The sequence below is a fragment of the Nonomuraea sp. NPDC049655 genome (assembly GCF_044465465.1).
Taxonomy (GTDB): Bacteria; Actinomycetota; Actinomycetes; order Streptosporangiales; family Streptosporangiaceae; genus Nonomuraea.
In genome coordinates this window covers 1-19,322 of the sequence record NZ_JBITLS010000013.1, presented here as the reverse complement: position 1 = coordinate 19,322, position 19,322 = coordinate 1, and the positions used below count along the sequence as shown (strand labels likewise).

Here is a 19,322-nt window from a genome sequence, read left to right as displayed (position 1 = left end):
CATGAACGGCTACCATCCGGCACAGCGATTCGGAAGTACGCACTTCTTCGTATTCATCGTCCCGGCCGGCCGGCGGGACAGTGGGGGTGTCGGTCTCCATCGGCGGATGTGCGGGCGCGACTGGAGTACGGCAGTTTTTCGTCTTATCGTTACCAGGTGATGACGTTCCGTATCACTCTGGCTCCAGGCGGTGCGACCCAGAAGGAGTGACAGATGCCGTTCGACGACTACCAGCGGGAGAGCTCGCGGCGGATCGACCACCAGCGGGAGATGGTCCGGCGCTCCATGGACGAGTCGTCGCGCCGGCGCAACCGCGACGACTGGCGGGCCCGCCGTGACGGCGGCGGCGACGAGCTGAGCCTGGGGACGCAGATCATCATCGCCGTCATCGCCCTGGCCGTCTTCTTCCTCGTGGTGTACCCGGAACTGCCCCACCACTGAGACGTCCGGCTCGGACCCGAGAGCGGAGGATGGACGCATGTCGGCACAGGACGACGAGGGCTTCGACCGGGCGCTGGCCCTGTACCGGGCGGGACGGACCGCCGAGGCCCGGGACGTGCTCCTGGAGGTGGTCGCCGAGTTCCCCGGCGATCGGGTCTGCCGGTACTCGCTCGGCGTGTGCCTGAACGAGCTGGGCCAGTGGCGCGAGGCGGAGCGGCACCTGGGGGCGGTGGTGGCGGCCGAGCCCGCGCACCACCTGGCCGCCTACGAGCTGGGCGTGGCGCTCCAGGAGCAGGGCAGGCCCGCCGAGGCCGCGGTCGCCTTCCGCCAGTCGCTGACGGGGGACGTGGTGAAGGACGTGCACACCCGCCTGGCGGCCTGCCGGACTGCGGGTGCCGCCGCCGGGACGCTGCCCTCGGTGGCCGCCGCGCCGCCGCAGGTGGTGGTCCCGGACGATGCCGAGCACGCCGCCGCCCTGGAGTACACCCGCGCCGTCGCGGCGGGGGTCACGCCGTACCGCACCATGGCCGACGACCTGGACGAACGGGCCGTCTACGACATCGGCCAGGAAGTGTGGTCCACCAGGACGCAGACCCGGCACCTCGCGCTCACCCCGCTCGTGGCCACGGCACTCGCGCTGTCCGTCTCGGCGCTGCGGGTGCCGCTGCTGGTCGTGGCGCTCGGGCTGTACGCCGTGGCGGCCTGGGTCGCCGCCGTCGTCTCCGCCAGGGTGACGTCGTACGTCTTCCACCAGCGCCGCGTCGACGTGGCCCAGGGCGTAAGGGACCGGAGCAAGCAGATGATCCTGTACGCCTCGATCACCCAGGTCCGTTACGTCCGCACCCTGTCCTCCTACCTGACGAACACCGCCTCGCTGGAGCTGACCTACATGCTCGGGACGGAGAAGGAGTCGATCGTCCTGGCCGGGCTCGGCAGGCCGGGCCAGGTCGACAAGCTCTACCAGGAACTGCAGGGACCGGTCGTGCGCGAGCGCCGCGCGATGAAGAAGATCCTCTTCTAGGGCCGGCGGATGCGCTTCTTCGCCCGCGCCAACCTGGTGATCGCCGTGCTGATCGCGGCGGCGCTGGTCGTCCCCCGGATCGGGCTCGACGGGCCGGCCGTTCCCGGGCTCAGCCTGCCCCGGCTGCCGTTCCTGGAGGCCGACGAGCCGATCAGGAAGAACGCGTCCGGGCCGCCGCCGTGGACGATCCACGGGTACAGCTGGCGGTTCACCGTGGAGCGGACCGCTCGGACGGTCAGCAGGTGGATGGGGAGGACCAGGCCGTCGATCGTCGTCACCGCGTACGTGACCCGGGAGGAGCGGCAGTTCGCCTCCCGGATGATCTACCGCATCAGCGACCGGGCGAGCGGCAGCGAGCTCGGGTCGGTGCCGTTCCAGGGCGGCGGGGACGGCGACCCGCCGCTCGGTCAGCGCAGCAAGCTCGTGTTCACGGTGTGGGACACCTCGCCGAGGGCGCCCCGCCTCACCGTCACCCTGCACGATTTCCATTGGCCGGACGGGCGTGACCTGGTCCTCGGCGAGGTCCGGGTCCCGGCGTCCTGAGCGGGCCGGGAGGCCGAGATGATCGTCGACGTGGTGCGTGCCGCGATCTCCGTGATGCAGGTCGTCCAGGCGGTCCCGCCCCGGCCGCCGGGTTCGGGCCTGCGCAGGAAGCTGATCGCCGCGCTCGTGGAGCAGGCCGGCGAACTGCGGCCGGAGCCCGCCGAGCAGCCGCTGGCCGAGGCGTTCGCGACCTGGATCGAGCTGGCGGCCAGGCGGGAGGCCGATCCCGCGGCGGTCGGGCCCCGGCCGTACGCGCACGCGGCGGCCATCCTGGCCGCCGAGCTGGACCTCGCGCTGGCGACCGGGACGCCGCAACCCGAGCCGGGCGACACCGTCGCGCAGGCCGGCCTGTTCACCCGGTCATGACGGACCTCCTGCCGCAGGCCCTGCGGGACGCCCTGCACCAGGCCGCGGACGTGCTGCGCGGCGTCGACGACGCGGCCCGCAGAGCCGACGACGCCCTCCAGCACGTGGTCAACGTCTTCACGGTGCCCAGCTTCCTGATGAACACCGACTTCGACAGGCTCGGCGGCAGCGCCCACGGCCTGGGCTCCTCCGGCCCGTTCGCCTTCCCGCCGCTGAACCAGGCGATCAGCGGCTACGGCCTGTTCGCCGGCGCGCGCGACACCTGGAACGGCGGCGTGAAGCTCGGCACGGGGCTGGGCGGCGGCAACGGCGAACAGGTGCTCGACGGCGCCGCCACCGCCGCGACCGGGCTCGCCGGCGTCTACTCCGCCACGCTGGGGCTGCTGGACGTCACCACCCCGGCCGGCGCGTTGGTCGGCGCCGCGCTGGCGGGCTACGGCGTGGGCACCACGGCGATCAAGGGCATCGAGGCGGCCACCGGCCACGACGTCGCCCACGACCTCGGCGACTCCCTCTTCCGGGCGGTCCACGGGAGCGCCGAGGAGGCCGCGTTCACCCTGCCCTCCGACGTCGCGCCGCCGCTGCACGCGCTGCCCGACCTGGCCGGTCCCGCCACGGAACACCGTCACCAACCCGCGGCCCCGCTGACGCCGCACGGGATCGTCGAGTTCCAGGGCGGATGGTGGTACGAACCGGGCAGCGCCTGGCACGCGATCTCCTCCACCCCGGTCCCCGGCGCGATCACGCACACCGAGGGCGGCTACCGGGACGCCGCCGGCGCCTGGCACCAGGTGTCGGCGAGCGACCCGCCCGGCACCGCGGGGTCGGGCTGGCGCGGCCCGGAGGGCACCTGGCATCCCATCGCCCCGGACGGCCACACGATCGCGGGCGCCCAGAGCGTCGTCAACCTGGACTGGACGCAGGACGCCGCCGGTTCGTGGCACCCCGTCCCGCCCGCCGCGCCTCTCTCGCCCGACGCCGGTGGCGGCACGCCGGGGGTCGAGCTGAACGCGGCCTGGTTCCTGGGGCACGACGGCGCCTGGCACCCGCTCCCCGTGCACGACGGGACGGCCGGCGACGGCGGCCAGACCGGGACGACGGAGCTGGTCTCGGCCGCCTACCAGTCGCCCGACGGCGGCTGGCACCCGCTGCCCGGCTCCCAGCCCGAGACCGCGGCCGCGGCGTCCGGTGACACCGGCCATGCCCATGGCGGTCCGGACGCGGCGCAGCAGGCCCAGGCCGGAGCGAGCCGGCAGCACGACGAACCGGCGCAGGCCGCCGCCGTCCAGCCGGACGGAGGCGTCCCGGCGACCGGCGAACCGGCGGCGCCGGGCGGCGACGGCGGCTCCGAGTCGGCGGCCGGGCATGTGTCGGGCTTCTGACCGAAACATGCCCGCTGCGCGCCGGGGTTCAGGCGGGCGGGGCGTAGCCGTGGGAGCGGACGAAGTCCCAGGTGAGCTCGGTGAAGGCGCGGGCGGCGGCGCTGCGGTAGGCGCCCTCGCGGTGCAGCAGGGTGACGGTGCGGCTGGGCAGCGGCGGGTCGAGGGGGACGGGCGTGAGCTGCGGGTGACCGTGGGCGATGGCGTCGGGCAGGACGGTGGCCAGCGGGGTGCGGCGCACGATCTCGGTGAGTGCCTGGATGGAGTTGGCCTCGACCGCGATGCGGGGTGCGGCCCGGTGGCGGGCGAAGTAGGCGTCGATGTGGCCCCGGGTGGCGAAGTCGCCGCTGAGCAGGGCGAGCCGTTCGCCCTTGAGCGCGCGCACCGGTAGGGGGGCGGCCAGCGTCCGGGCGTGCGGGGTGCCGGTGACGAGGCTGAGGGTCTCGGTGAACAGCGCGGTGGGGGTGACGCCGGGGAGGTGGGGGCCGGCGAAGGCGATGCCGAGGTCGAGGTCGTCGCTGAGCAGGGCCGCTTCCATGCGGTCCTGGGTCATCTCGGTCAGGGTGAGGTCGACGGCCGGGTGGCGCACGTGCAGCTCGGCGGTGAGCGGGCCGACCAGGTAGGCGGTGAAGGTCGGGGTGACGCCCAGCCGCAGGTGGCCGCGGGAGAGGTCCTGGACGTCGTGCACGGCGCGTTCGGCGGCGGCCAGGTCGCGAAGCGCGCGCCGGGCGTGGTCGGTGTAGACCGCCCCGGCGTCGGTGAGCCGCACCGCGCGGCCGGTGCGGTCCAGCAGTTGCACGCCCAGGGTCCGCTCCAATTGCCTGATCTGCTGGGAGAGCGTGGGCTGCGAGATGTGCAGCTCCTCGGCGGCGCGGGTGAAGTTGCCGTGTTCGGCCACGGCGAGCAGGTAGCGCACGTGACGCAGTTCGAGAGCGGCCATGGACAAACTATAGATGAGAGCAATGGCTATCAGGCGGAACGCCTCTTGGACACTATAGGGCCAGGTCATGCATGCTGGATGTCAGCAGCCCACAAGGGCCGGCCACCGCCGAAGGGAGTGACCATGCAGGACCTCGCCGAGGGCGTCGCCCGTTTCCAGCGGGACGTCTTCCCGGCCAAGGCGGAGCTCTTCGCCCGTCTGGCCACCCATCACACACCGCACACGCTGTTCATCGGCTGCTCCGACGCCCGCGTCGTCCCCGAGCTGATCACCGGCACCGAGCCGGGTGACCTGTTCGTCATCCGCACCGCCGGCAACCTGGTGCCCGCCTACCGCCCCGAAGCCGACGGGGTGGCCGCGAGCATCGAGTACGCGGTCGCCGCGCTGGGCGTGCGGGACGTCGTCGTCTGCGGCCACTCGGCGTGCGGCGCGATGACCGCCCTCGCCGAGGGGCACGACCTCAGCGGCGCCCCGACCGTCGCCGCCTGGCTGCGGCACGCGGACGCCGCCCGGGCCCGCACCGCCACCCACGGTGACGTGCCGACACTGGTGCGGCAGAACGTGCTCGCCCAGCTGGCGAACCTGGCCACCCACCCGTCGGTCGCCCGCGCGCTGGCGGCGGGGAAGGTCACCCTGCACGGCTGGGTCTACGACATCCCGACCGGCCGCGTCGAGGAACTGGCCGCCGCGGGCGCCGCGCTCACGGCCTGACCCGGCTCCGGGGCTCCCGCGCGCGACCGCCCGCGGGGAGCCCGCATCCATCCCGACACCACCTGAAGAGAAGGACGTACCGACAAATGGTGCACGCACAGTTCGACCCCACCGCCCGCCAGGCCCTGGCCGCCACCGCCGTCGAGGCCAAGATCCGCAAGGACCTGTCCTGGCAGCAGATCGCCGACGCCGCCGGCCTGTCGGTGGCCTTCACCACCGCCGCCGTCCTCGGCCAGCATCCGCTGCCGGAGAGCTCCGCCCGGGCCGTGGCCGAGCTGCTGGACCTGGGCGAGGACGCGGCGGCGCTGCTGCAGACCATCCCGATCCGCGGCTCGATGCCGGACCGGATCCCGACCGACCCGACCATGTATCGCTTCTACGAGATGCTCCAGGTCTACGGGACGACCCTCAAGGCCCTGATCCACGAGCAGTTCGGCGACGGCATCATCTCCGCGATCAACTTCCGCCTCGACGTGAAGAAGGTCGCCGACCCGGAGGGCGGCGAGCGCGCCGTCATCACCCTGGACGGCAAGTACCTGCCGACCAAGCCCTTCTGACCGAGCCCGGGCCCGATCGCGGGCCCGGGTCCCGTCCCTCGCGGAGCCGCCCCGACGGCGGCCCCGCCCGGCCACTTCCGGAGGACCTTCATGGACTTCGTCCAGCGCACCATCGACCTCGCCCGCCAGAACGTCGCCGAGGGCGGCCGCCCGTTCGCGACCGTCATCGTCAGGGACGGCGAGCTCCTGGCCGAGAGCGCCAACAAGGTCGCCCAGACCGGCGACCCGACCGCCCACGCGGAGATCCTCGCCATCCGCGAGGCCTGCACCAGGCTCGGCACCGAGCACCTGACCGACACCACCATCTACGTGCTGGCCCACCCCTGCCCGATGTGCCTGGGCGCGCTGTACTACTGCTCCCCGGCCGAGGTCGTCTTCCTCACCACCCGCGAGGCCTACGAGCCCCACTACGTGGACGACCGCAAGTACTTCGAGCTGGGCACCTTCTACGACGAGTTCGCCAAGCCCTGGCAGCAGCGCCGGCTGCCGATGCGCCACGAGCCGCGCGCGGACGCCGTCGAGGTGTACCGGTTCTGGCAGGAGCGCAACGGCGGCGAACGCCGCGTCGCGGGCGCACCCACCACCGCGTAGGGCGCCGGAGCGGACCTCAGTCCGGTCAGCGGGGCCTCAGCCCGGCTCGCCGTTCCCGCCGAGTGAGAGCGGGCCGAGGTCGGCGGCGGTCCTGGCCAGCGCGCGGACGGCGGGGCCGTCGCCGGTGGACGACCAGACCAGGGCGAACCGGAGAGCCGGGGCGTCGTGGAGCGGCACGAAGACGACGCCGGGCGGCCGGTTGTAGCGGGCGGCGATCTCGCCCAGCGGATGCACGCACTGCCCGGCGGCGACCAGGGCCAGGATCTCGTGGAACGTCCGCGCGACGGGCCCGCGCGGGATGCGGCGGCCCAGCGGCGTGCGGGTGGGGACCATGGACGCCACCCAGTACTCCGGGGCGGCGGGGCCCAGGTCGACGACATGCTCGTCGGCCAGGTCCTCCAGCGACGCGCCGCCCCGCCCGGCGAGCGGATGCCCGGCCGACACCGCCAGCACCCGGCCGGTGACGAGCACGGTGGGGCCGACGGTGAGATCGGGTTCGGCCACCGGCAACCACAACACGTGCGCGTCGGCGTCCCCGGCGCGCAGGGCGGCGAACGGGTCGCCGCCGGTGACCTCGCTGAACCGGACCTCGGCGCCGGGATGACGGGCGCGGAAGGCGTCGACGAGCGGGCGCAGCTCGTAGCCGGCGTGGCCGAACACGCCCAGGCGCAGCGTGCGGCCCGCGCCCACCCCCGCGGCCTCGGCCCGGGCCAGCCCCTCCTGGAGCAGGTCGTAGGCCTGCCGCAGATCCTCGCGCAGGCGGCGGCCGACCGGCGTCAGGGCCACGCGCCGGCTGGTGCGGTCGAACAGCGCCACGCCGAGGCGCCGTTCCTGTCTGCTGATGGCCTGGCTGACGCGCGCCTGCGAGACGCGCAGCCGTTCGGCGGTACGGCCGAAGTGCAGTTCCTCGGCGAGCGTCAGGAAGATCTCGATGTCCCTCAGCTCCACGGATAACCCCCATGTTATGGATCGCCCCACGAACCCTACCTTGTTCGCCCTCCGACCTGCCTCGATGCTGGACCCACCACCTGAGCGAGGGGGAGATCCACATGACCGACCTGCAAGCCGTAGCCGACCGCGTCGAGATCGAGGCGCTGCGCGGCGAGCTCACCGACGCGGTGATGACCCGCGACTACGACCGCGTCGAATCCCTGTTCACGCCCGGCGGCGTCATGCGATGGCCGCACATCGGCAAGGAGTTCGCCGGCCGGGAGGCGATCCGCGCCGGGATCGAGTGGGGGCAGGGCCTCTGGGAGTTCTTCGTGCAGAACGTCCATCCGGGTGTCATCCGGATCGACGGCGACACCGCGACCGGCCGGGCCTACATCTACGAGTTCGGGCGCATGCGCGACGGCGGCTCCCACGCCAACCACGCCCTCTACCACGACCGCTACGAGCGCACCGGCGACGGCTGGAAGTTCGCCGAACGCGTCTACGAGGTCAGGTACCTCGACGCCAGCCCGCTGCCGGGCGCGGCCCCCGCCGGCGACCAGGAGCGCCCGGCATGACCACCAGCCTTCGCGCCCTGACCGGCGACTACGTCCTCGACCAGGCCCGCACCCGGATCGGCTTCGTCGCCCGGCACACCGTCGGCCCCGCCGTACACGGGCGGTTCGACCGGTTCGCGGGCACCGGCCACCTGGACGGCGACGACCCGTCCAGGTCGCGCATCGAGCTCACCGTCCAGGCCGGCAGCGTCCAGACCCGCAACCCGCAGCGCGACCGGTACCTGCGCGGCAAGTACCTCAAGGACGCCGACCACCCGGTGATCACCTTCACCTCGAACCGGGTGGAGCGGACCGGTGAGACGGCCTTCCAGGTCACCGGGGACCTGAGCATCCGCGGCGTGCGCAACCCGATCACCCTGGAGCTGGAGCTGACCGGCGACGGGGACGGCCTGCGGCTGCGGCTCAAGGACGGCGTCACGATCGACCGCGCCGACTGGGGCGTGAAGTGGAACGCCGCCGCCGGACTCGTCGCCAGGAAGGTGGCGCTGGAGCTCGACCTCGCCGCGGTCCGGCGGCCCTAGCGGCACGGAAGCACCGGCCGCCCGGTCACCCGCCGAGCTGCTGGGCCAGGCCGACGACGATGCCCTCCGGGCCGCGGACGTAGCACAGCAGGTAGCTGTCCTCGAACCGCTCCAGCGTGCCGACGAGCTCGGCGCCGTGCCGGCGCAGGCGGGCGATGACGTCCTCGACGTCGTCGACGGCGAACATGACCCGGCGGATGCCCAGCGTGTTCGCCGGCGGGTCCGCCGGCTCGGGACGGATCGGCTTCGGCGTGTGGAACATGGCCAGCTCGATCCCGCCGGCGGCGCCCGGGATCCGCAACATCGCGACCTCCTGCCGGACGTCGTCGAGCCCGATGACCCGCTCCGCCCAGCGCCCCTCGATCGGCCCCCTGCCCTCCAGCTCCATGCCGAGTTCGAGGAAGAACGCGATCGCCGCGTCAAGGTCTTCGACGACGATGAGCACGTTGTCCATCCGCTGGATCGCCACGCCGGGCCTCCTTCGTCAAACGCGGCCGCTCGCCGGCCGCCGATGTTCCCAGGACGGAGCCGGCGCCGCGTTCTCGACACGCCGCCGGCGCAATGCCGGTCCCACCTTGCCCCCCGGGCGGGCCGCCCACCAGATGCGGATGTCATCAGGCGGGCCATGAATCCTTCAGGCCCGCCGGTCAGTCAGCCGCCAGCGGGCCGAAGAACGCCCGCACGTCCGCCACCAGCAGCTCCGGCACCTCCAGCGCCAGGTACGCGCCGCCGCGGTCGAGCTCGGTCCAGCGCCGGACGTCGGCGTCCCGCTCGGCGAAGCGGCGGATCGTCACGTCGTCCTTGGCCAGCAGCACGGCCGCGGGGACGGTCACCCGCGGCTTGGGGGCGTAGGCGCCCGGGTCGTGGCCGAGCTCGTGGCAGAGGTTGGCGACCGACATTGACGGACTGCTGGACGGCGCCCGGGAAGGGGCAGCGGCGCCCTGGTCGTCGTGGGGGAGCCGGGCATCGGCAAGACCGCGCTGCTCGGCCACGCCGACAAGGTCGCCGCCGTCGACGGCACGGGCGAGCCGGGCGTCGTCCTGGCCGCCGCCGGCCCTCCGGCGGGCTTCGGGCGATCGACGGTCTTGACCGGCGTCCCCGCACGGGGAAAGATCCAGGACTCGTGACCGAACCCACGCTGCGCCCGGTCGGGCGCGTCGAGTCGACACTGACCGATCGCACGGCGGCGCCCCGGCAGCCCGACGAGGGAGCCCCCGACGCCTGGCTGGTCTTCGACGACCGGTACGCCGCCGCCCTCGACGGCCTGACCCCGGGCACCGACGTGCTGCTGCTCACCTGGCTCGACCGGGCCGACCGCGACACCCTCGCCGTCCACCCGCGTGGCGACGCCGCCCGGCCGCTCACCGGCGTCTTCGCCACCCGCGCACCCGACCGGCCCAACCCGATCGGCCTGCACACCGTGCACATCCTGGCCGTGGAGGGCCGGCGGGTGCACGTCCGCAACCTGGAGGCGCTCGACGCGACCCCGATCCTCGACGTCAAGCCCCTGCTCACGCCCGACCGCTGACCGCGGCCGCCGCCCTGCGCTAGCCCTGGTCGTCGGCGGTCGTCCGGCGGGGCAGGGGGCGGCCGGGGCGGACGAGGCCGGCGTCGTACGACACCACCACCACCTGCGCCCGGCTGCTCAGCCCCAGCTTGGCCATCAGCCGGTTGAGATGCGTCTTGACCGTGCCCTCGCTGACCGACAGCCGCTCGGCGATCTCCTTGTTCGACAGCGCGTGCCCGACCAGCCGCAGCACCTCCGTCTCGCGTCCGGTGAGCCGGTCGAGGGAGGGGGAGGGGAGCGGGGCGGGCGGCTCGGTGAACGCCTCGATCAGCCGCCTGGTCGCGGCCGGGGCCAGCAGGATGTCGCCCGCCGCGACGGTGTGGATGGCGGCGATCAGGCGTTCGGGCGGGGTGTCCTTGAGCAGGAACCCGCCGGCGCCCAGGCGCAGCGCGTTGTAGACGTACTCGTCGAGGTCGAACGTGGTCAGGATGAGCACCTTGGGCGGCGGGTCGTGGGCGGCGGCCAGGATGCGCTCGGTCGCGGTCAGACCGTTGATGCCGGGCATCCTGATGTCCATGAGGATCACGTCGGGCCGCAGCGTGGCGGCCAGGCGCACGGCCTCCTCACCGTCGGCGGCCTCGCCCACGACCTCCAGGCCCGCGGCGCGCAGGAGCGCGGCCAGACCCGCACGGATGAGCACCTGGTCGTCGACGACGAGGACTTTGATCTCGCACCTGCTTCACGGTCGTCACGGCGGCCGATCGTCGGCACCGGGCACGGGGAGCGGGAAGGTCGCCAGGACCTCGAACCCGCCTCCGGGCAGCGGCCCGGCGGTGATCGACCCCTGGTAGAGCCTGACACGTTCAGTCATGCCGATCAACCCGTGACCGCCGGACGGCCCGTCCTCCGCCTGGACGGCGGCGCCGTCGTTGCTGACGCGTAACGTCAGCGTGGCCGGACCGTAGCCGATGTGGATCTCGACCCGGCCGGGGTCGGCGTGCTTGAGCACGTTCGTCAGCGACTCCTGGACGATGCGGTAGGCACACAGGTCGAGGCCGGACGGCAGCGGCCGGGCCCGGCCCTCGACGACGAGCTCGGTGGCGACGCCTGCCCCGCGCATGCGCTCGACCAGCGGATCGAGGGCCAGCAGGCCCGGCGCGGTGGCGTAGAGGCCCTCGTCGTCGTCGTGGGCCTCGATGCGCAGGATCGACAGCAGCCGGCGCATCTCGGTCAGCGCCTCGTGGCTGGTGTCGGCGATGACGCCCAGCGTGGCGTGGGCGGTGGCCGGGTCGCTCAGCGCCACGTAGCGCCCCAGCCCGGCCTGTACGGAGATGACCGACATGTGATGGGCGACGACGTCGTGCAACTCGCGGGCGATGCGCACCCGTTCGCGGGTGACCGCCCGCCGGGCGGCGGCGCCCTGCTCCGCGCGCAGCTGCGCGGCCAGGTCGGCGAGCTGCCCGGTGCGCTCCGACAGCAGCCGCACGCTGGTGCCCGCGCCCACCCCGCAGGCCGCCACGATGCACGACTGCGCGGCGGCCGACCACAGCGCGACGCCGGGCTGCTGCGCCGAGGCGTAGGTCCACTCGAAGACGATCAGCACCGCACCGGCCGCGCACCACGCCCACGACCGGTGGGCGGCGACGGAATAGAGCGCCACCAGCGGCCCGATGCTGTTGAGCCCGAGGTGGTAGCCCAGCACGTGGTAGACCAGCGAGGCGCCCACCGACACCAGCAGCACCGCCACCGGCGTCACCCTGCGCAGCGCCAGCGGCGCGTTGACCAGCACGGTCAAGGCCACCGACAGGGCGTCGCCCGGCCGCCCCCGGCCCGGCTCGAACATCTCCCACAGCCAGGTGCCGACGACGAGCGGCAGGGCCACGGCGCCGTCGAGCAGCAGCGGGTGGACCGCGAACACCCGCCGGACGATGGACGGGGCGGTGAAGGGCACCCGTCACGCTAACCCCGGCACCACCCCCGGCGCATCAAACCGAGGGTGGACATCTACTGCCGCGAAAGTTGCAGACCCCCGCGTCCCGCCCGGGACTGATTTCCGCATCACCCTCCCGAGTGACGAGACCGGGCCGGGCAGCGGCCACGATGGAGCGATGTCGCGAACCTCTCGTCACGAGGAGACAGCCGATGGGGAACGGTGCGGAGGGCTCGGACAGCAGGGCTCCGACGGCGGGACCGGTGCGGCGGGCGTGCGGTTCCGGGTGCTCGGGCCGTTCGAGATCCTCGGCGCCCGCGGCCCGGTCAGCCCCGGAGGGCCGCGGCAGCGCGCCCTGCTCGCCCGGCTGGTGGCCGCCGCCGGGACGGTCGTCTCCACCGACACGCTGATCGAGGACCTGTACCAGGGCAGGCCGCCGGCGACCGCGGTGGGCTCCGTGCACGTCTACGTGTCGAACCTGCGCCGGGTGCTGGAGCCGTCACGCCCGCCGCGCACGCCGCCCCGGCTGCTGGTGGCCCGCCGGCCCGGCTATCTCCTGGCCACCGCGGACGTCGACGCGCTGCGCTTCGCCAAGCTGGTCACCGACGCCGAGCTGCGCCCGCCCGCGGAGGCGCTGCCCCTGCTGGAGGAGGCCCTCGGGCTCTGGCGCGGCGTCCCCTACGGCGAGTTCGCCGACGAGCTGTGGGCCGCCGCGGAGGTGAACCGCCTGGGCGAGCTGCGCATGAACGCGATCGAGTCCCGCGCCCAGGCGCTGCTGGACGCCGGCCGCCCGCAGCCGGTGATCCACGAGCTGGAGTCCGAGACGGCGGAGCACCCGCTGCGCGAACGGCTGTGGTGGTTGCGCGCCCTGGCTCTCTACCGGTCCGGGCGGCAGGCCGACGCGCTGGCCACGTTACGCAGGGCGCGGCAGGTCATCGCCGACCAGCTCGGCCTCGATCCCGGGCCCGAGCTGCGGGAACTGGAGAAGGACATCCTCCGGCAGGCGCGGTCGATCACCCCGCCGCCCGAGCCGGGGCCCGTGCGGCTGTCCCTCGTCCGCACCGAGGCCGTTCCGGCCGCCGTGGCGCGTGGCGGTGAGGAGGCCACCGCGGCGGGCGGCGGGGAGGAGGCCGCCGCGCACGCCGGTGAGGACGCGTCCGCGCAGGCCGATCAGGCCCGGCGCGCGGCGCGGGGACGGCTGATCGGCCGCGAGCGGGGGCTGGCGGAGCTGACGGCGCTGCCCGGCGCGGCGCACCACAACGGCGTCGTGGTCGCCGCGGTCAGCGGCGAGCCCGGCATCGGCAAGACCCGGCTGCTGCAGGCGTTCCGCGACGACTGCGTGGACCGCGGACACCTGGTGCTGTGGGGCCGCTGCCGCGGAGGGGAGGGCGTGCCGCCGCTGTGGCCGTGGCTCCAGGTGCTGCGCGCGCTGGCCGGGAGCGTGCCGCCCGCCGAGCGCCAGGCGCTGAGCGGGCTGCTCGACGACGACTGGCCCACGGGCGCGCCGGCCTCGCCGCACCGCAACCGGGCCGTCGCCCGGTGGCTCGTCGAGGCCGCGCGCGCCCGCCCCCTGGTGATCGTCCTGGACGACCTGCACTGGGCGGACTCCGCCACGCTCGAACTGCTCAGGGACGTCGCCGTGCTGTCCGAGGCGTACCCGGGCGAGCGCCCGCTGCTGCTGGTCACCGCCTTCCGCGACGCGGCGCACGACGACCGGACGGTCACCCCCGCCGCTTCCTTCAACCTCTCGGTGGACGAGGTCCTCTACCAGCTCGCCCGCTACGACCTCGTGCGCATCCGGCTGGGCGGCCTCGACGCCGCCGACGTCGGGACGCTCGCCCGGGAGATGGGCGTCCCGGTGGACGGCTCGACGGCCCAGCTGCTGACCCGGCGTACCGGCGGCAACCCGTTCTTCGTCCGCGAGAGCGTCCGGCTGATGGCGCAGGGCCAGGGCCTGGAGGTCGTGCCCGACGCGGTGTCCGACCTGATCCGCCGGCGGCTGGCCATGCTCGGGCCGCGGGCGACGGAGATACTCCAGCCGGCCGCCCTGATCGGCCGCAGCTTCGATCCCGGCCTGGTCGTCGAGGTGTTCCGGGCCTGCGCGTCGTGGCCGGAGCAGACCTACGAGCTGCTCGACTGGGCCGCCCAGGCCGGGCTGGTCACCAGCGGCGACGGGGTCATGACGTTCGTCCACGACCTGGTCAGGGAGACGCTGATCGCCGGCGTCCCGCCGCTGCGCAGGGGCGTGCTCCACCGGGAGGTGATGCGGGCCCTGTCGGCCAGGCCGAGCACCGACGTGACCGTCATCGCCCACCACGCCGTGGAGGCCGGGCCGCTGGCGTACCGGGAGACGGCGCACTGGGCCCGCGCGGCGGCCGGGCAGGCGAGCCGGCGCATGGCGCACGAGGAGGCCGCCGCCTGGTGGGGACGGGCCGTCGCCGCGCACGGCGCCTGCGACGGCGACCCCGCCCAGCACGTGGAACTCCTGTTGCACCAGGTGCGCGCCCTGCTGGACGCCGGAGACGCGATGGGCGCGCGCGACCTGCGGGCCCAGGCCCTGCGCGTGGCCCAGCGCGCCGAAGCCGACCCCGCCCTGACCACCCGCGCGCTCACCGCACTGGACGCGCCGGCCATCTGGACGCTGCGCAACCCGTACGAACCGGTGGAACTGCGGCTGGTGGAGCAGTTCGAGGCCACGCTGAGCGCGCTGCCCGAGACCGACGGCGTCGAGCGGACGCTGCTGCTCGGCGGCCTGGCGCAGGAACTGTACAACGGCAGCGACGACGACCTGCGATGCCTGTCGCTGTCGGCCGAGGCCGTCGCGATGGCCCGCCGGATCGCGGACCCGCACCTGCTCATGCGGGCGCTGAACGCGCGCGCGCTGTCCGTGCCGCAGGCGACCCACATCGCCGAGCTCATGGAGATCGCCGACGAGCTGCACGGCCTGGCCGCGCGGACCCGGACGCCGGGCTTCGAGCTGCTCGCCCACATGATGGACACCCACTACCGGCTGGAGACGCACGACCTGGCCGGGGCCGACCTGGCGGCCGCCCGCTGCGAGGCGCTGCTCGACGACCTGCAACTGCCGTGGCCGCGGTTCCAGCACACCATGTGGCGGGCCAACCGGCTCACCCTGGCCGGCCGGTTCGCCGAGGCCGACACGCTGTACGGCGAGGCCGAACGGCAGGCCAAGCGGATCGGCATGTGGTACGCGGGCGCCGTCGCGGTGAACGGCCGCCTCATGCTGCACTACCAGCGCGGCGCCATGGCCGAGGCGGGCCCGCTCATCGACCTGATCAGCGGCATCCACCCCACCGTGGAACACGACGCCCGGGTGCTGGAGCTGTGCGCCCAGGGGCGCCGGAGCCAGGCCGTGGCCCTGGCCGGGCAGGGGTGGCCCGCTCCGCCGATGGACTGGTCGTGGCTGACCATGACCTGCCTGCAGGGCGCGGCCCAGGCCGCCGTGGGCGACGTGGCGGCCTGCTGGACGACGTACGAGAAGCTGCTGCCCTACGCCGGGCGGATCTCCGGGGGGTCGGCGGTGGCCTGCATCGGGCCGGTCGACCACTTCCTGGCCGTGCTGGAGACCGCGCTGGACGCCGGCACCGACGCCGCCGGGGCCTGACGGGCCACCGGTCTACCGTGTCCCGTCGTCGTGCCAGCGGCCGACCAGGTCGGCGTACAGGGGGGACCGGTCGATCAGCTCCCGGTGGGTGCCGGTGAGCACGGTGGTCCCGTCCATCAGGAGGACCTGGCGTGCCCTGGCGGCCGAGCTGATGCGGTGCGCGATCACGACCAGGGTGCCGGGCCGGGCCGCCAGCGCCGACTCCGCGCGCAGCTCGGCGGCCGGGTCGAGGTGGCAGCCCGCCTCGTCCAGGATGAGGACGCCGGCGGGGGAGGCGTGCACGCGGGCCAGGGCGACGAGCTGCCGCTCCCCGGCCGACAGCGCGGACGGCTCGTCGATCTCCCCGTCGAGGCCGCCCAGCCGCTCGACGAGCGGTCCGGCGCCGACGGCGGCCACGGAGGCGCGCAGGCGCTCGTCGTCCGGGCTCTCGCCGAGCGGCCACAGGTAGGCCAGGTTCTCCCGGACCGTCCCGGCGAAGACGTACGCCTCCTGCGGCACCAGCGCGATCCGGCTGCGCACCGACGCGCCGGGGATCGAGTCCAGGGGCCGCCCGCCGAGCCGCACCCGCCCGCCGGTCGGCCGGAGCAGCCCGGTCATCAGCAGGGCCAGCGTGGACTTGCCGACGCCGCTGGGCCCGACCACCGCGAGATGCCCGCCTTCGCCGATCGTCAGGTCCAGGTCCCGCACGACCGGCGTGGCCCGCGCGGCGTAGGCGAACGTCAGGCGCTCGGCCCGCAGCTCGTGACCGTCCGGGACGGCGGTCGCCGGCGTGCCCGCCGCCGCCGGGCCGGGGACGGCGATCGTCTCGGCGATCCTGCGCGTGGTCGCCGCGAGCCCGACCCCCCACCCGCCGAGGGTGTCGAGGATCGTGCGCAGCGCCGGCTCCAGACCGGTGAACAGGTACGTCACCGCCCCCACCACCTCTCCCGCGCTCAGCCGGCCCCCCTCGATCAGCGGACGGGACAGCAGGAGCAGGCCGACCAGCGGCGCGTGCGCGCCGAGCAGGACGGCGACCCGGCGGCCCGTGCCCGCCCAGGCGAGCGCGCGGGCCGCCGCGGCCTGCGCGGACACCAGGGCCCGCAACGTGTCCGCGGCCTGGGCCCGCGCCCCGCAGGCGGCGACGTCGCGCAGCCCCGCCACGATGGGCGTGGCCTGCGCGGTCAGCCGCTCCTCGGCGAGCACGAGCGCGCGCTGCCGGGCCGTCAGCGCCGGCATCAGCCTGGCGAACGCGGCCAGCGTCAGCACCAGCGGCCCGGCGGCGACGGCGGCGGCCACCGGCGACAGGACGAGCAGCCCCACCAGCGCGGCGATCACCGACATCCCCAGCTCACGACTGGTGCGCAGCATCGTGGACACGAGCTTGCGCATGGTCTCGACCTGCCCGGTGAGGCGGCTGAGCGCGGCGGCGTCCGGCGCCTGGCCGCCGTCGGCCGCGCGGCGGACGGTCGCCCCGGCCACGGCGCGGACCAGCTCGTCGCGCATGGGCTCGACCACCGCGGCGAGCTGCGGGAACATCAGCCGGGTCGCGACCGACCTGACGACCATCGTCGCGCCCAGCAGGCCCAGCCAGGCCAGGCCGACGCCCGGACGTCCCGCCAGGAAGCCGCGGTCCACCGCGGTGGCGACGAGCAGCCCGGCCAGCAGCGCGGGCGCCGACTCGACGAGCGACCACGCCAGCGCCAGCAGCAGCGGGCGCCGCCGGGCGCGCAGCAGCCCCGCCAGGAACCGCCAGGGCCGGACGGCCTGCCGCCGGTCCGCCTCGGCCCCGGTCACCGTGCGGACGTCCATGTGTCCTCCTCGTCCCGTCGCGGGGTGTCGGCGTGCTCGGCGGCGGCGAACAGGGCGCGGTAGGCCGGGTCCCGCCACAGCTCCTGGTGGGTGCCGCGCCCGCGCACCCGGCCGGCGTCGAGCCAGACGACCAGGTCGGCCAGTGCGGCCGTGGCCGGGCGGTGCGCGATGACCAGACGGGTGCGCCCCCGCATGCCCTCGGCCAGGGCACGGCTCACCCGGGCCTCGGTCGCGGTGTCCAGGCTGGAGGTGGCGTCGTCGAGGACGGTCACCCGGGCCTGCCGCAGGAACGCCCGCGCCAGCCCCAGCCGCTGCACCTCGCCGCCGGACAGCGGCGCGTCCGCCGCCGGGGTGGCGTACCCGAAGGGGAGGCGGCGGATCACGTCGTGCACGGCCGCGGCCTTCGCGGCGGCGCGCACCGCCTCCGGGGCGCACGCCGGAGCGCCGTAGGAGATCACCCCGGCGATGTCGCCGCCGAGCAGCATCGGGCGTTCGAACGCGTACGCCACGGCATCGCGCAGCGGCCCGGGATCGACGTCGCGCAGGGGCACGCCGTCGAGGAGGACCTGGCCGTCGTCCGGGTCCGCCAACCGGCCGGCCAGCAGCGCGAGGGTGGTCTTGCCCGCGCCCGAGCCGCCGACGACGGCGGTCATCACCCCGGCCGGTATCTCCAGATCGACGCCGTCGAGCAGCGGGGCCTGCCCGCGCCGCACCGTCACGCCACGGAAGGAGAGCGTCCCCGGGCCGGGGGGCAGCGGCCGCGTGCCGGCGGCCGGGACGGGCAGGGCGAGCACGTCGTGCACGCGGACCGCCGCCGACCGGCCGAAGGCCATGCCGAGCAGCGGGTCGATCTGTTCGACGAACACCAGGCCCAGGGCGGTGTGGCCGGCCGTGGCCGGCAGCGCGCCCGCCGGCAGCCGTCCCTGCGCGACGCCGAGCCCCGCCACGGCCAGCACGACGACCTCCACCAGCGGCAGGATCAGGGTGATCCGCCACACGCTCTGCGCCTGCGCCCGCCACAGGGCGTGCCCGGCGGCGCTCAGCTCGGGCAGCGGCCGCAGCACGCGGGCGATCTCCCGGTCGGCGGTGCCCGCGGCCCGGACCGTCCGGATGCCGGCCAGGGTCTCGGCGAGGCGTGCGGCCAGCCGGCCCTGGGCCCGCTGGTAGTCGCCGTACAGGCCGGAGACCCGGGCGACGAACACCCGCATGACGACGAGCGCGACCGGGACGCCGCTCAGGAAGGCGACGCCCACCCGCCAGTCGATCGTGAAGAGCGCGACGACGCCGCCCGCCGACAGGACGAGCCCGGACGCGATCTGCAGCAGCGTCGCGGGCACGTAACCGGTGGTCGCGGTGTTGCCCACGAGGCGGTTGACGAGCTCCCCGGCGGGAAAGGCGCCCGCGCCCGCCGCGTCGGTCCGCAGCACCCGGTCGATCGCGCGCAGGCGCAGCAGCCTGGTGGCGGCGGCGACGGACGTGATCCCCGCGACGCCCGAGACGACGTCGGCGAGCGCGGCGGCCAGGAGCAGCACCGCGAGCTCGGCGTAGGCGGCGGTGGAGCCCGTTCCGGCGAGGACCGCGTTCACCGCCGCGCCCACCGCCGAGGGCAGGGCGAGGGAGACGGCGATCGAGGCCGCCGCGGCGACGGCCGTCCCCGCCAGCGGCGCCCAGGTCGCGCGGGCCGTCCAGGCGATGAGCCGGTCGCCGTGCCGGTGCCCGACGTTCATGAGAGGTCCCTTCACTCCATCGGCTCGATGGCGTGGGTCGTGTGTCGGCGCGGGGGGGGGGGGGGGGGGGGGGGCGGGCCCGGGGCCGGGGGGGGGGGGGGGGCCGGCGCGGGGGGGGGGGGGGGGGGGCGTGGGCAAATGGGAGGAGGGGACCTGAGTGGAAGAAG

The 19,322-nt window shown here is 74.9% G+C and carries 21 protein-coding genes; 13 read left to right on the top strand and 8 right to left on the bottom strand.

The annotated features are described in order from the left end of the window. Positions 1-213 precede the first annotated feature (213 nt). From ACIBQ6_RS35830 to ACIBQ6_RS35810, 5 genes are read left to right on the top strand one after another with little or no spacing between them, the layout of a single operon-like run. On the top strand, positions 214-441 hold the full coding sequence (locus tag ACIBQ6_RS35830; protein ID WP_358301777.1) for a hypothetical protein: 228 nt from the start codon (positions 214-216) through the stop codon (positions 439-441). A 37-nt stretch (positions 442-478) separates the two neighbouring features. Then, positions 479-1,462, top strand: coding sequence for a tetratricopeptide repeat protein (locus tag ACIBQ6_RS35825; protein ID WP_397217373.1), 984 nt, complete (start codon positions 479-481; stop codon positions 1,460-1,462). A 9-nt stretch (positions 1,463-1,471) separates the two neighbouring features. Continuing rightward, complete coding sequence (locus ACIBQ6_RS35820) at positions 1,472-2,005, top strand: hypothetical protein (protein ID WP_397217371.1); 534 nt, start codon at positions 1,472-1,474, stop codon at positions 2,003-2,005. Positions 2,006-2,023: 18 nt separating this feature from the next. Continuing rightward, positions 2,024-2,371 (top strand): hypothetical protein, encoded by a 348-nt coding sequence (locus ACIBQ6_RS35815; protein ID WP_397217369.1) that lies wholly within the window; start codon positions 2,024-2,026, stop codon positions 2,369-2,371. Further along, positions 2,368-3,753, top strand: coding sequence for a hypothetical protein (locus ACIBQ6_RS35810; RefSeq protein ID WP_397217367.1), 1,386 nt, complete (start codon positions 2,368-2,370; stop codon positions 3,751-3,753). Before ACIBQ6_RS35815 ends, ACIBQ6_RS35810 begins: the two co-directional genes overlap by 4 nt. A 28-nt stretch (positions 3,754-3,781) precedes the next feature. Here ACIBQ6_RS35810 and cynR read toward each other — a convergent pair whose 3' ends face one another. Next, entirely contained in the window at positions 3,782-4,690 is a 909-nt protein-coding gene (gene cynR / locus ACIBQ6_RS35805) for a transcriptional regulator CynR (RefSeq protein ID WP_397217365.1), read from the bottom strand. A 123-nt stretch (positions 4,691-4,813) separates the two neighbouring features. Between cynR and ACIBQ6_RS35800 the strand changes: the two genes are divergently transcribed. The 3 genes from ACIBQ6_RS35800 (at position 4,814) to ACIBQ6_RS35790 (ending at position 6,549) form a co-directional block, all read left to right on the top strand. Beyond that, a complete protein-coding gene (locus tag ACIBQ6_RS35800) occupies positions 4,814-5,401 on the top strand; it encodes a carbonic anhydrase (RefSeq protein ID WP_397217364.1) in 588 nt (195 codons plus the stop codon). 86 nt (positions 5,402-5,487) lie between these two features. Continuing rightward, the gene (gene cynS, locus ACIBQ6_RS35795; RefSeq protein WP_358301757.1) at positions 5,488-5,958 is read left to right on the top strand and encodes a cyanase; all 471 of its coding nucleotides are present in this window, start codon (positions 5,488-5,490) and stop codon (positions 5,956-5,958) included. 90 nt (positions 5,959-6,048) lie between these two features. Further along, positions 6,049-6,549, top strand: a complete 501-nt coding sequence (locus tag ACIBQ6_RS35790) for a nucleoside deaminase (RefSeq protein WP_358301754.1) — start codon at positions 6,049-6,051, stop codon at positions 6,547-6,549. 36 nt (positions 6,550-6,585) lie between these two features. Here ACIBQ6_RS35790 and ACIBQ6_RS35785 read toward each other — a convergent pair whose 3' ends face one another. Then, on the bottom strand, positions 6,586-7,497 hold the full coding sequence (locus tag ACIBQ6_RS35785; protein WP_397217363.1) for a LysR family transcriptional regulator: 912 nt from the start codon (positions 7,495-7,497) through the stop codon (positions 6,586-6,588). Between the two features lie 101 nt (positions 7,498-7,598). On the opposite strand from ACIBQ6_RS35785, the gene ACIBQ6_RS35780 reads away from it, so the two are divergent. Beyond that, positions 7,599-8,057, top strand: coding sequence for a nuclear transport factor 2 family protein (locus ACIBQ6_RS35780; protein WP_358301748.1), 459 nt, complete (start codon positions 7,599-7,601; stop codon positions 8,055-8,057). Beyond that, on the top strand, positions 8,054-8,578 hold the full coding sequence (locus ACIBQ6_RS35775; protein WP_397217361.1) for a YceI family protein: 525 nt from the start codon (positions 8,054-8,056) through the stop codon (positions 8,576-8,578). The genes ACIBQ6_RS35780 and ACIBQ6_RS35775 overlap by 4 nt, the downstream gene beginning before the upstream one ends. A 25-nt stretch (positions 8,579-8,603) precedes the next feature. Here the strand turns inward: ACIBQ6_RS35775 and ACIBQ6_RS35770 are convergent, their stop codons facing one another. Then, positions 8,604-9,032 carry a VOC family protein gene (locus ACIBQ6_RS35770; RefSeq protein ID WP_397217872.1) on the bottom strand — a complete coding sequence of 143 codons (429 nt, stop codon included), beginning with the start codon at positions 9,030-9,032 and terminating at the stop codon, positions 8,604-8,606. A 193-nt stretch (positions 9,033-9,225) separates the two neighbouring features. After that, on the bottom strand, positions 9,226-9,477 hold the full coding sequence (locus tag ACIBQ6_RS35765) for a hypothetical protein (RefSeq protein ID WP_397217359.1): 252 nt from the start codon (positions 9,475-9,477) through the stop codon (positions 9,226-9,228). A 51-nt stretch (positions 9,478-9,528) separates the two neighbouring features. Between ACIBQ6_RS35765 and ACIBQ6_RS35760 the strand changes: the two genes are divergently transcribed. Then, positions 9,529-9,705, top strand: a complete 177-nt coding sequence (locus tag ACIBQ6_RS35760; RefSeq protein ID WP_397217357.1) for a hypothetical protein — start codon at positions 9,529-9,531, stop codon at positions 9,703-9,705. Further along, a complete protein-coding gene (gene tsaA / locus ACIBQ6_RS35755) occupies positions 9,702-10,106 on the top strand; it encodes a tRNA (N6-threonylcarbamoyladenosine(37)-N6)-methyltransferase TrmO (protein WP_397217355.1) in 405 nt (134 codons plus the stop codon). Before ACIBQ6_RS35760 ends, tsaA begins: the two co-directional genes overlap by 4 nt. 19 nt (positions 10,107-10,125) lie before the next feature. Here tsaA and ACIBQ6_RS35750 read toward each other — a convergent pair whose 3' ends face one another. Together ACIBQ6_RS35750 and ACIBQ6_RS35745 are read right to left on the bottom strand one after the other, a co-directional pair. Next, positions 10,126-10,812 (bottom strand): response regulator, encoded by a 687-nt coding sequence (locus ACIBQ6_RS35750; RefSeq protein ID WP_397217870.1) that lies wholly within the window; start codon positions 10,810-10,812, stop codon positions 10,126-10,128. A 21-nt stretch (positions 10,813-10,833) separates the two neighbouring features. Beyond that, positions 10,834-12,036 (bottom strand): histidine kinase, encoded by a 1,203-nt coding sequence (locus tag ACIBQ6_RS35745; RefSeq protein ID WP_358301735.1) that lies wholly within the window; start codon positions 12,034-12,036, stop codon positions 10,834-10,836. Between the two features lie 157 nt (positions 12,037-12,193). Here ACIBQ6_RS35745 and ACIBQ6_RS35740 point away from each other — a divergent pair, with 157 nt between their 5' ends. Beyond that, complete coding sequence (locus tag ACIBQ6_RS35740) at positions 12,194-15,640, top strand: BTAD domain-containing putative transcriptional regulator (protein ID WP_397217353.1); 3,447 nt, start codon at positions 12,194-12,196, stop codon at positions 15,638-15,640. Positions 15,641-15,652: 12 nt separating this feature from the next. Here the strand turns inward: ACIBQ6_RS35740 and ACIBQ6_RS35735 are convergent, their stop codons facing one another. After that, complete coding sequence (locus ACIBQ6_RS35735; protein ID WP_397217351.1) at positions 15,653-17,428, bottom strand: ATP-binding cassette domain-containing protein; 1,776 nt, start codon at positions 17,426-17,428, stop codon at positions 15,653-15,655. Continuing rightward, a complete protein-coding gene (locus ACIBQ6_RS35730) occupies positions 17,410-19,155 on the bottom strand; it encodes an ABC transporter ATP-binding protein (RefSeq protein WP_397217349.1) in 1,746 nt (581 codons plus the stop codon). The genes ACIBQ6_RS35735 and ACIBQ6_RS35730 overlap by 19 nt, the downstream gene beginning before the upstream one ends. Positions 19,156-19,322 lie beyond the last annotated feature (167 nt).

What these genes read in the sequence shown, in the direction of transcription:
- ACIBQ6_RS35830 (WP_358301777.1), top strand. Translation starts at nt 214, where the DNA reads ATGCCGTTCGACGACTACCAGCGGGAGAGCTCGCGGCGGATCGACCAC.
- ACIBQ6_RS35825 (WP_397217373.1), top strand. Translation starts at nt 479, where the DNA reads ATGTCGGCACAGGACGACGAGGGCTTCGACCGGGCGCTGGCCCTGTAC.
- ACIBQ6_RS35820 (WP_397217371.1), top strand. Translation starts at nt 1,472, where the DNA reads ATGCGCTTCTTCGCCCGCGCCAACCTGGTGATCGCCGTGCTGATCGCG.
- ACIBQ6_RS35815 (WP_397217369.1), top strand. Translation starts at nt 2,024, where the DNA reads ATGATCGTCGACGTGGTGCGTGCCGCGATCTCCGTGATGCAGGTCGTC.
- ACIBQ6_RS35810 (WP_397217367.1), top strand. Translation starts at nt 2,368, where the DNA reads ATGACGGACCTCCTGCCGCAGGCCCTGCGGGACGCCCTGCACCAGGCC.
- cynR (WP_397217365.1), bottom strand. Translation starts at nt 4,690, where the DNA reads ATGGCCGCTCTCGAACTGCGTCACGTGCGCTACCTGCTCGCCGTGGCC.
- ACIBQ6_RS35800 (WP_397217364.1), top strand. Translation starts at nt 4,814, where the DNA reads ATGCAGGACCTCGCCGAGGGCGTCGCCCGTTTCCAGCGGGACGTCTTC.
- cynS (WP_358301757.1), top strand. Translation starts at nt 5,488, where the DNA reads ATGGTGCACGCACAGTTCGACCCCACCGCCCGCCAGGCCCTGGCCGCC.
- ACIBQ6_RS35790 (WP_358301754.1), top strand. Translation starts at nt 6,049, where the DNA reads ATGGACTTCGTCCAGCGCACCATCGACCTCGCCCGCCAGAACGTCGCC.
- ACIBQ6_RS35780 (WP_358301748.1), top strand. Translation starts at nt 7,599, where the DNA reads ATGACCGACCTGCAAGCCGTAGCCGACCGCGTCGAGATCGAGGCGCTG.
- ACIBQ6_RS35775 (WP_397217361.1), top strand. Translation starts at nt 8,054, where the DNA reads ATGACCACCAGCCTTCGCGCCCTGACCGGCGACTACGTCCTCGACCAG.
- ACIBQ6_RS35770 (WP_397217872.1), bottom strand. Translation starts at nt 9,032, where the DNA reads ATGGACAACGTGCTCATCGTCGTCGAAGACCTTGACGCGGCGATCGCG.
- ACIBQ6_RS35765 (WP_397217359.1), bottom strand. Translation starts at nt 9,477, where the DNA reads ATGTCGGTCGCCAACCTCTGCCACGAGCTCGGCCACGACCCGGGCGCC.
- ACIBQ6_RS35740 (WP_397217353.1), top strand. Translation starts at nt 12,194, where the DNA reads ATGTCGCGAACCTCTCGTCACGAGGAGACAGCCGATGGGGAACGGTGC.
- ACIBQ6_RS35735 (WP_397217351.1), bottom strand. Translation starts at nt 17,428, where the DNA reads ATGGACGTCCGCACGGTGACCGGGGCCGAGGCGGACCGGCGGCAGGCC.
- ACIBQ6_RS35730 (WP_397217349.1), bottom strand. Translation starts at nt 19,155, where the DNA reads ATGAACGTCGGGCACCGGCACGGCGACCGGCTCATCGCCTGGACGGCC.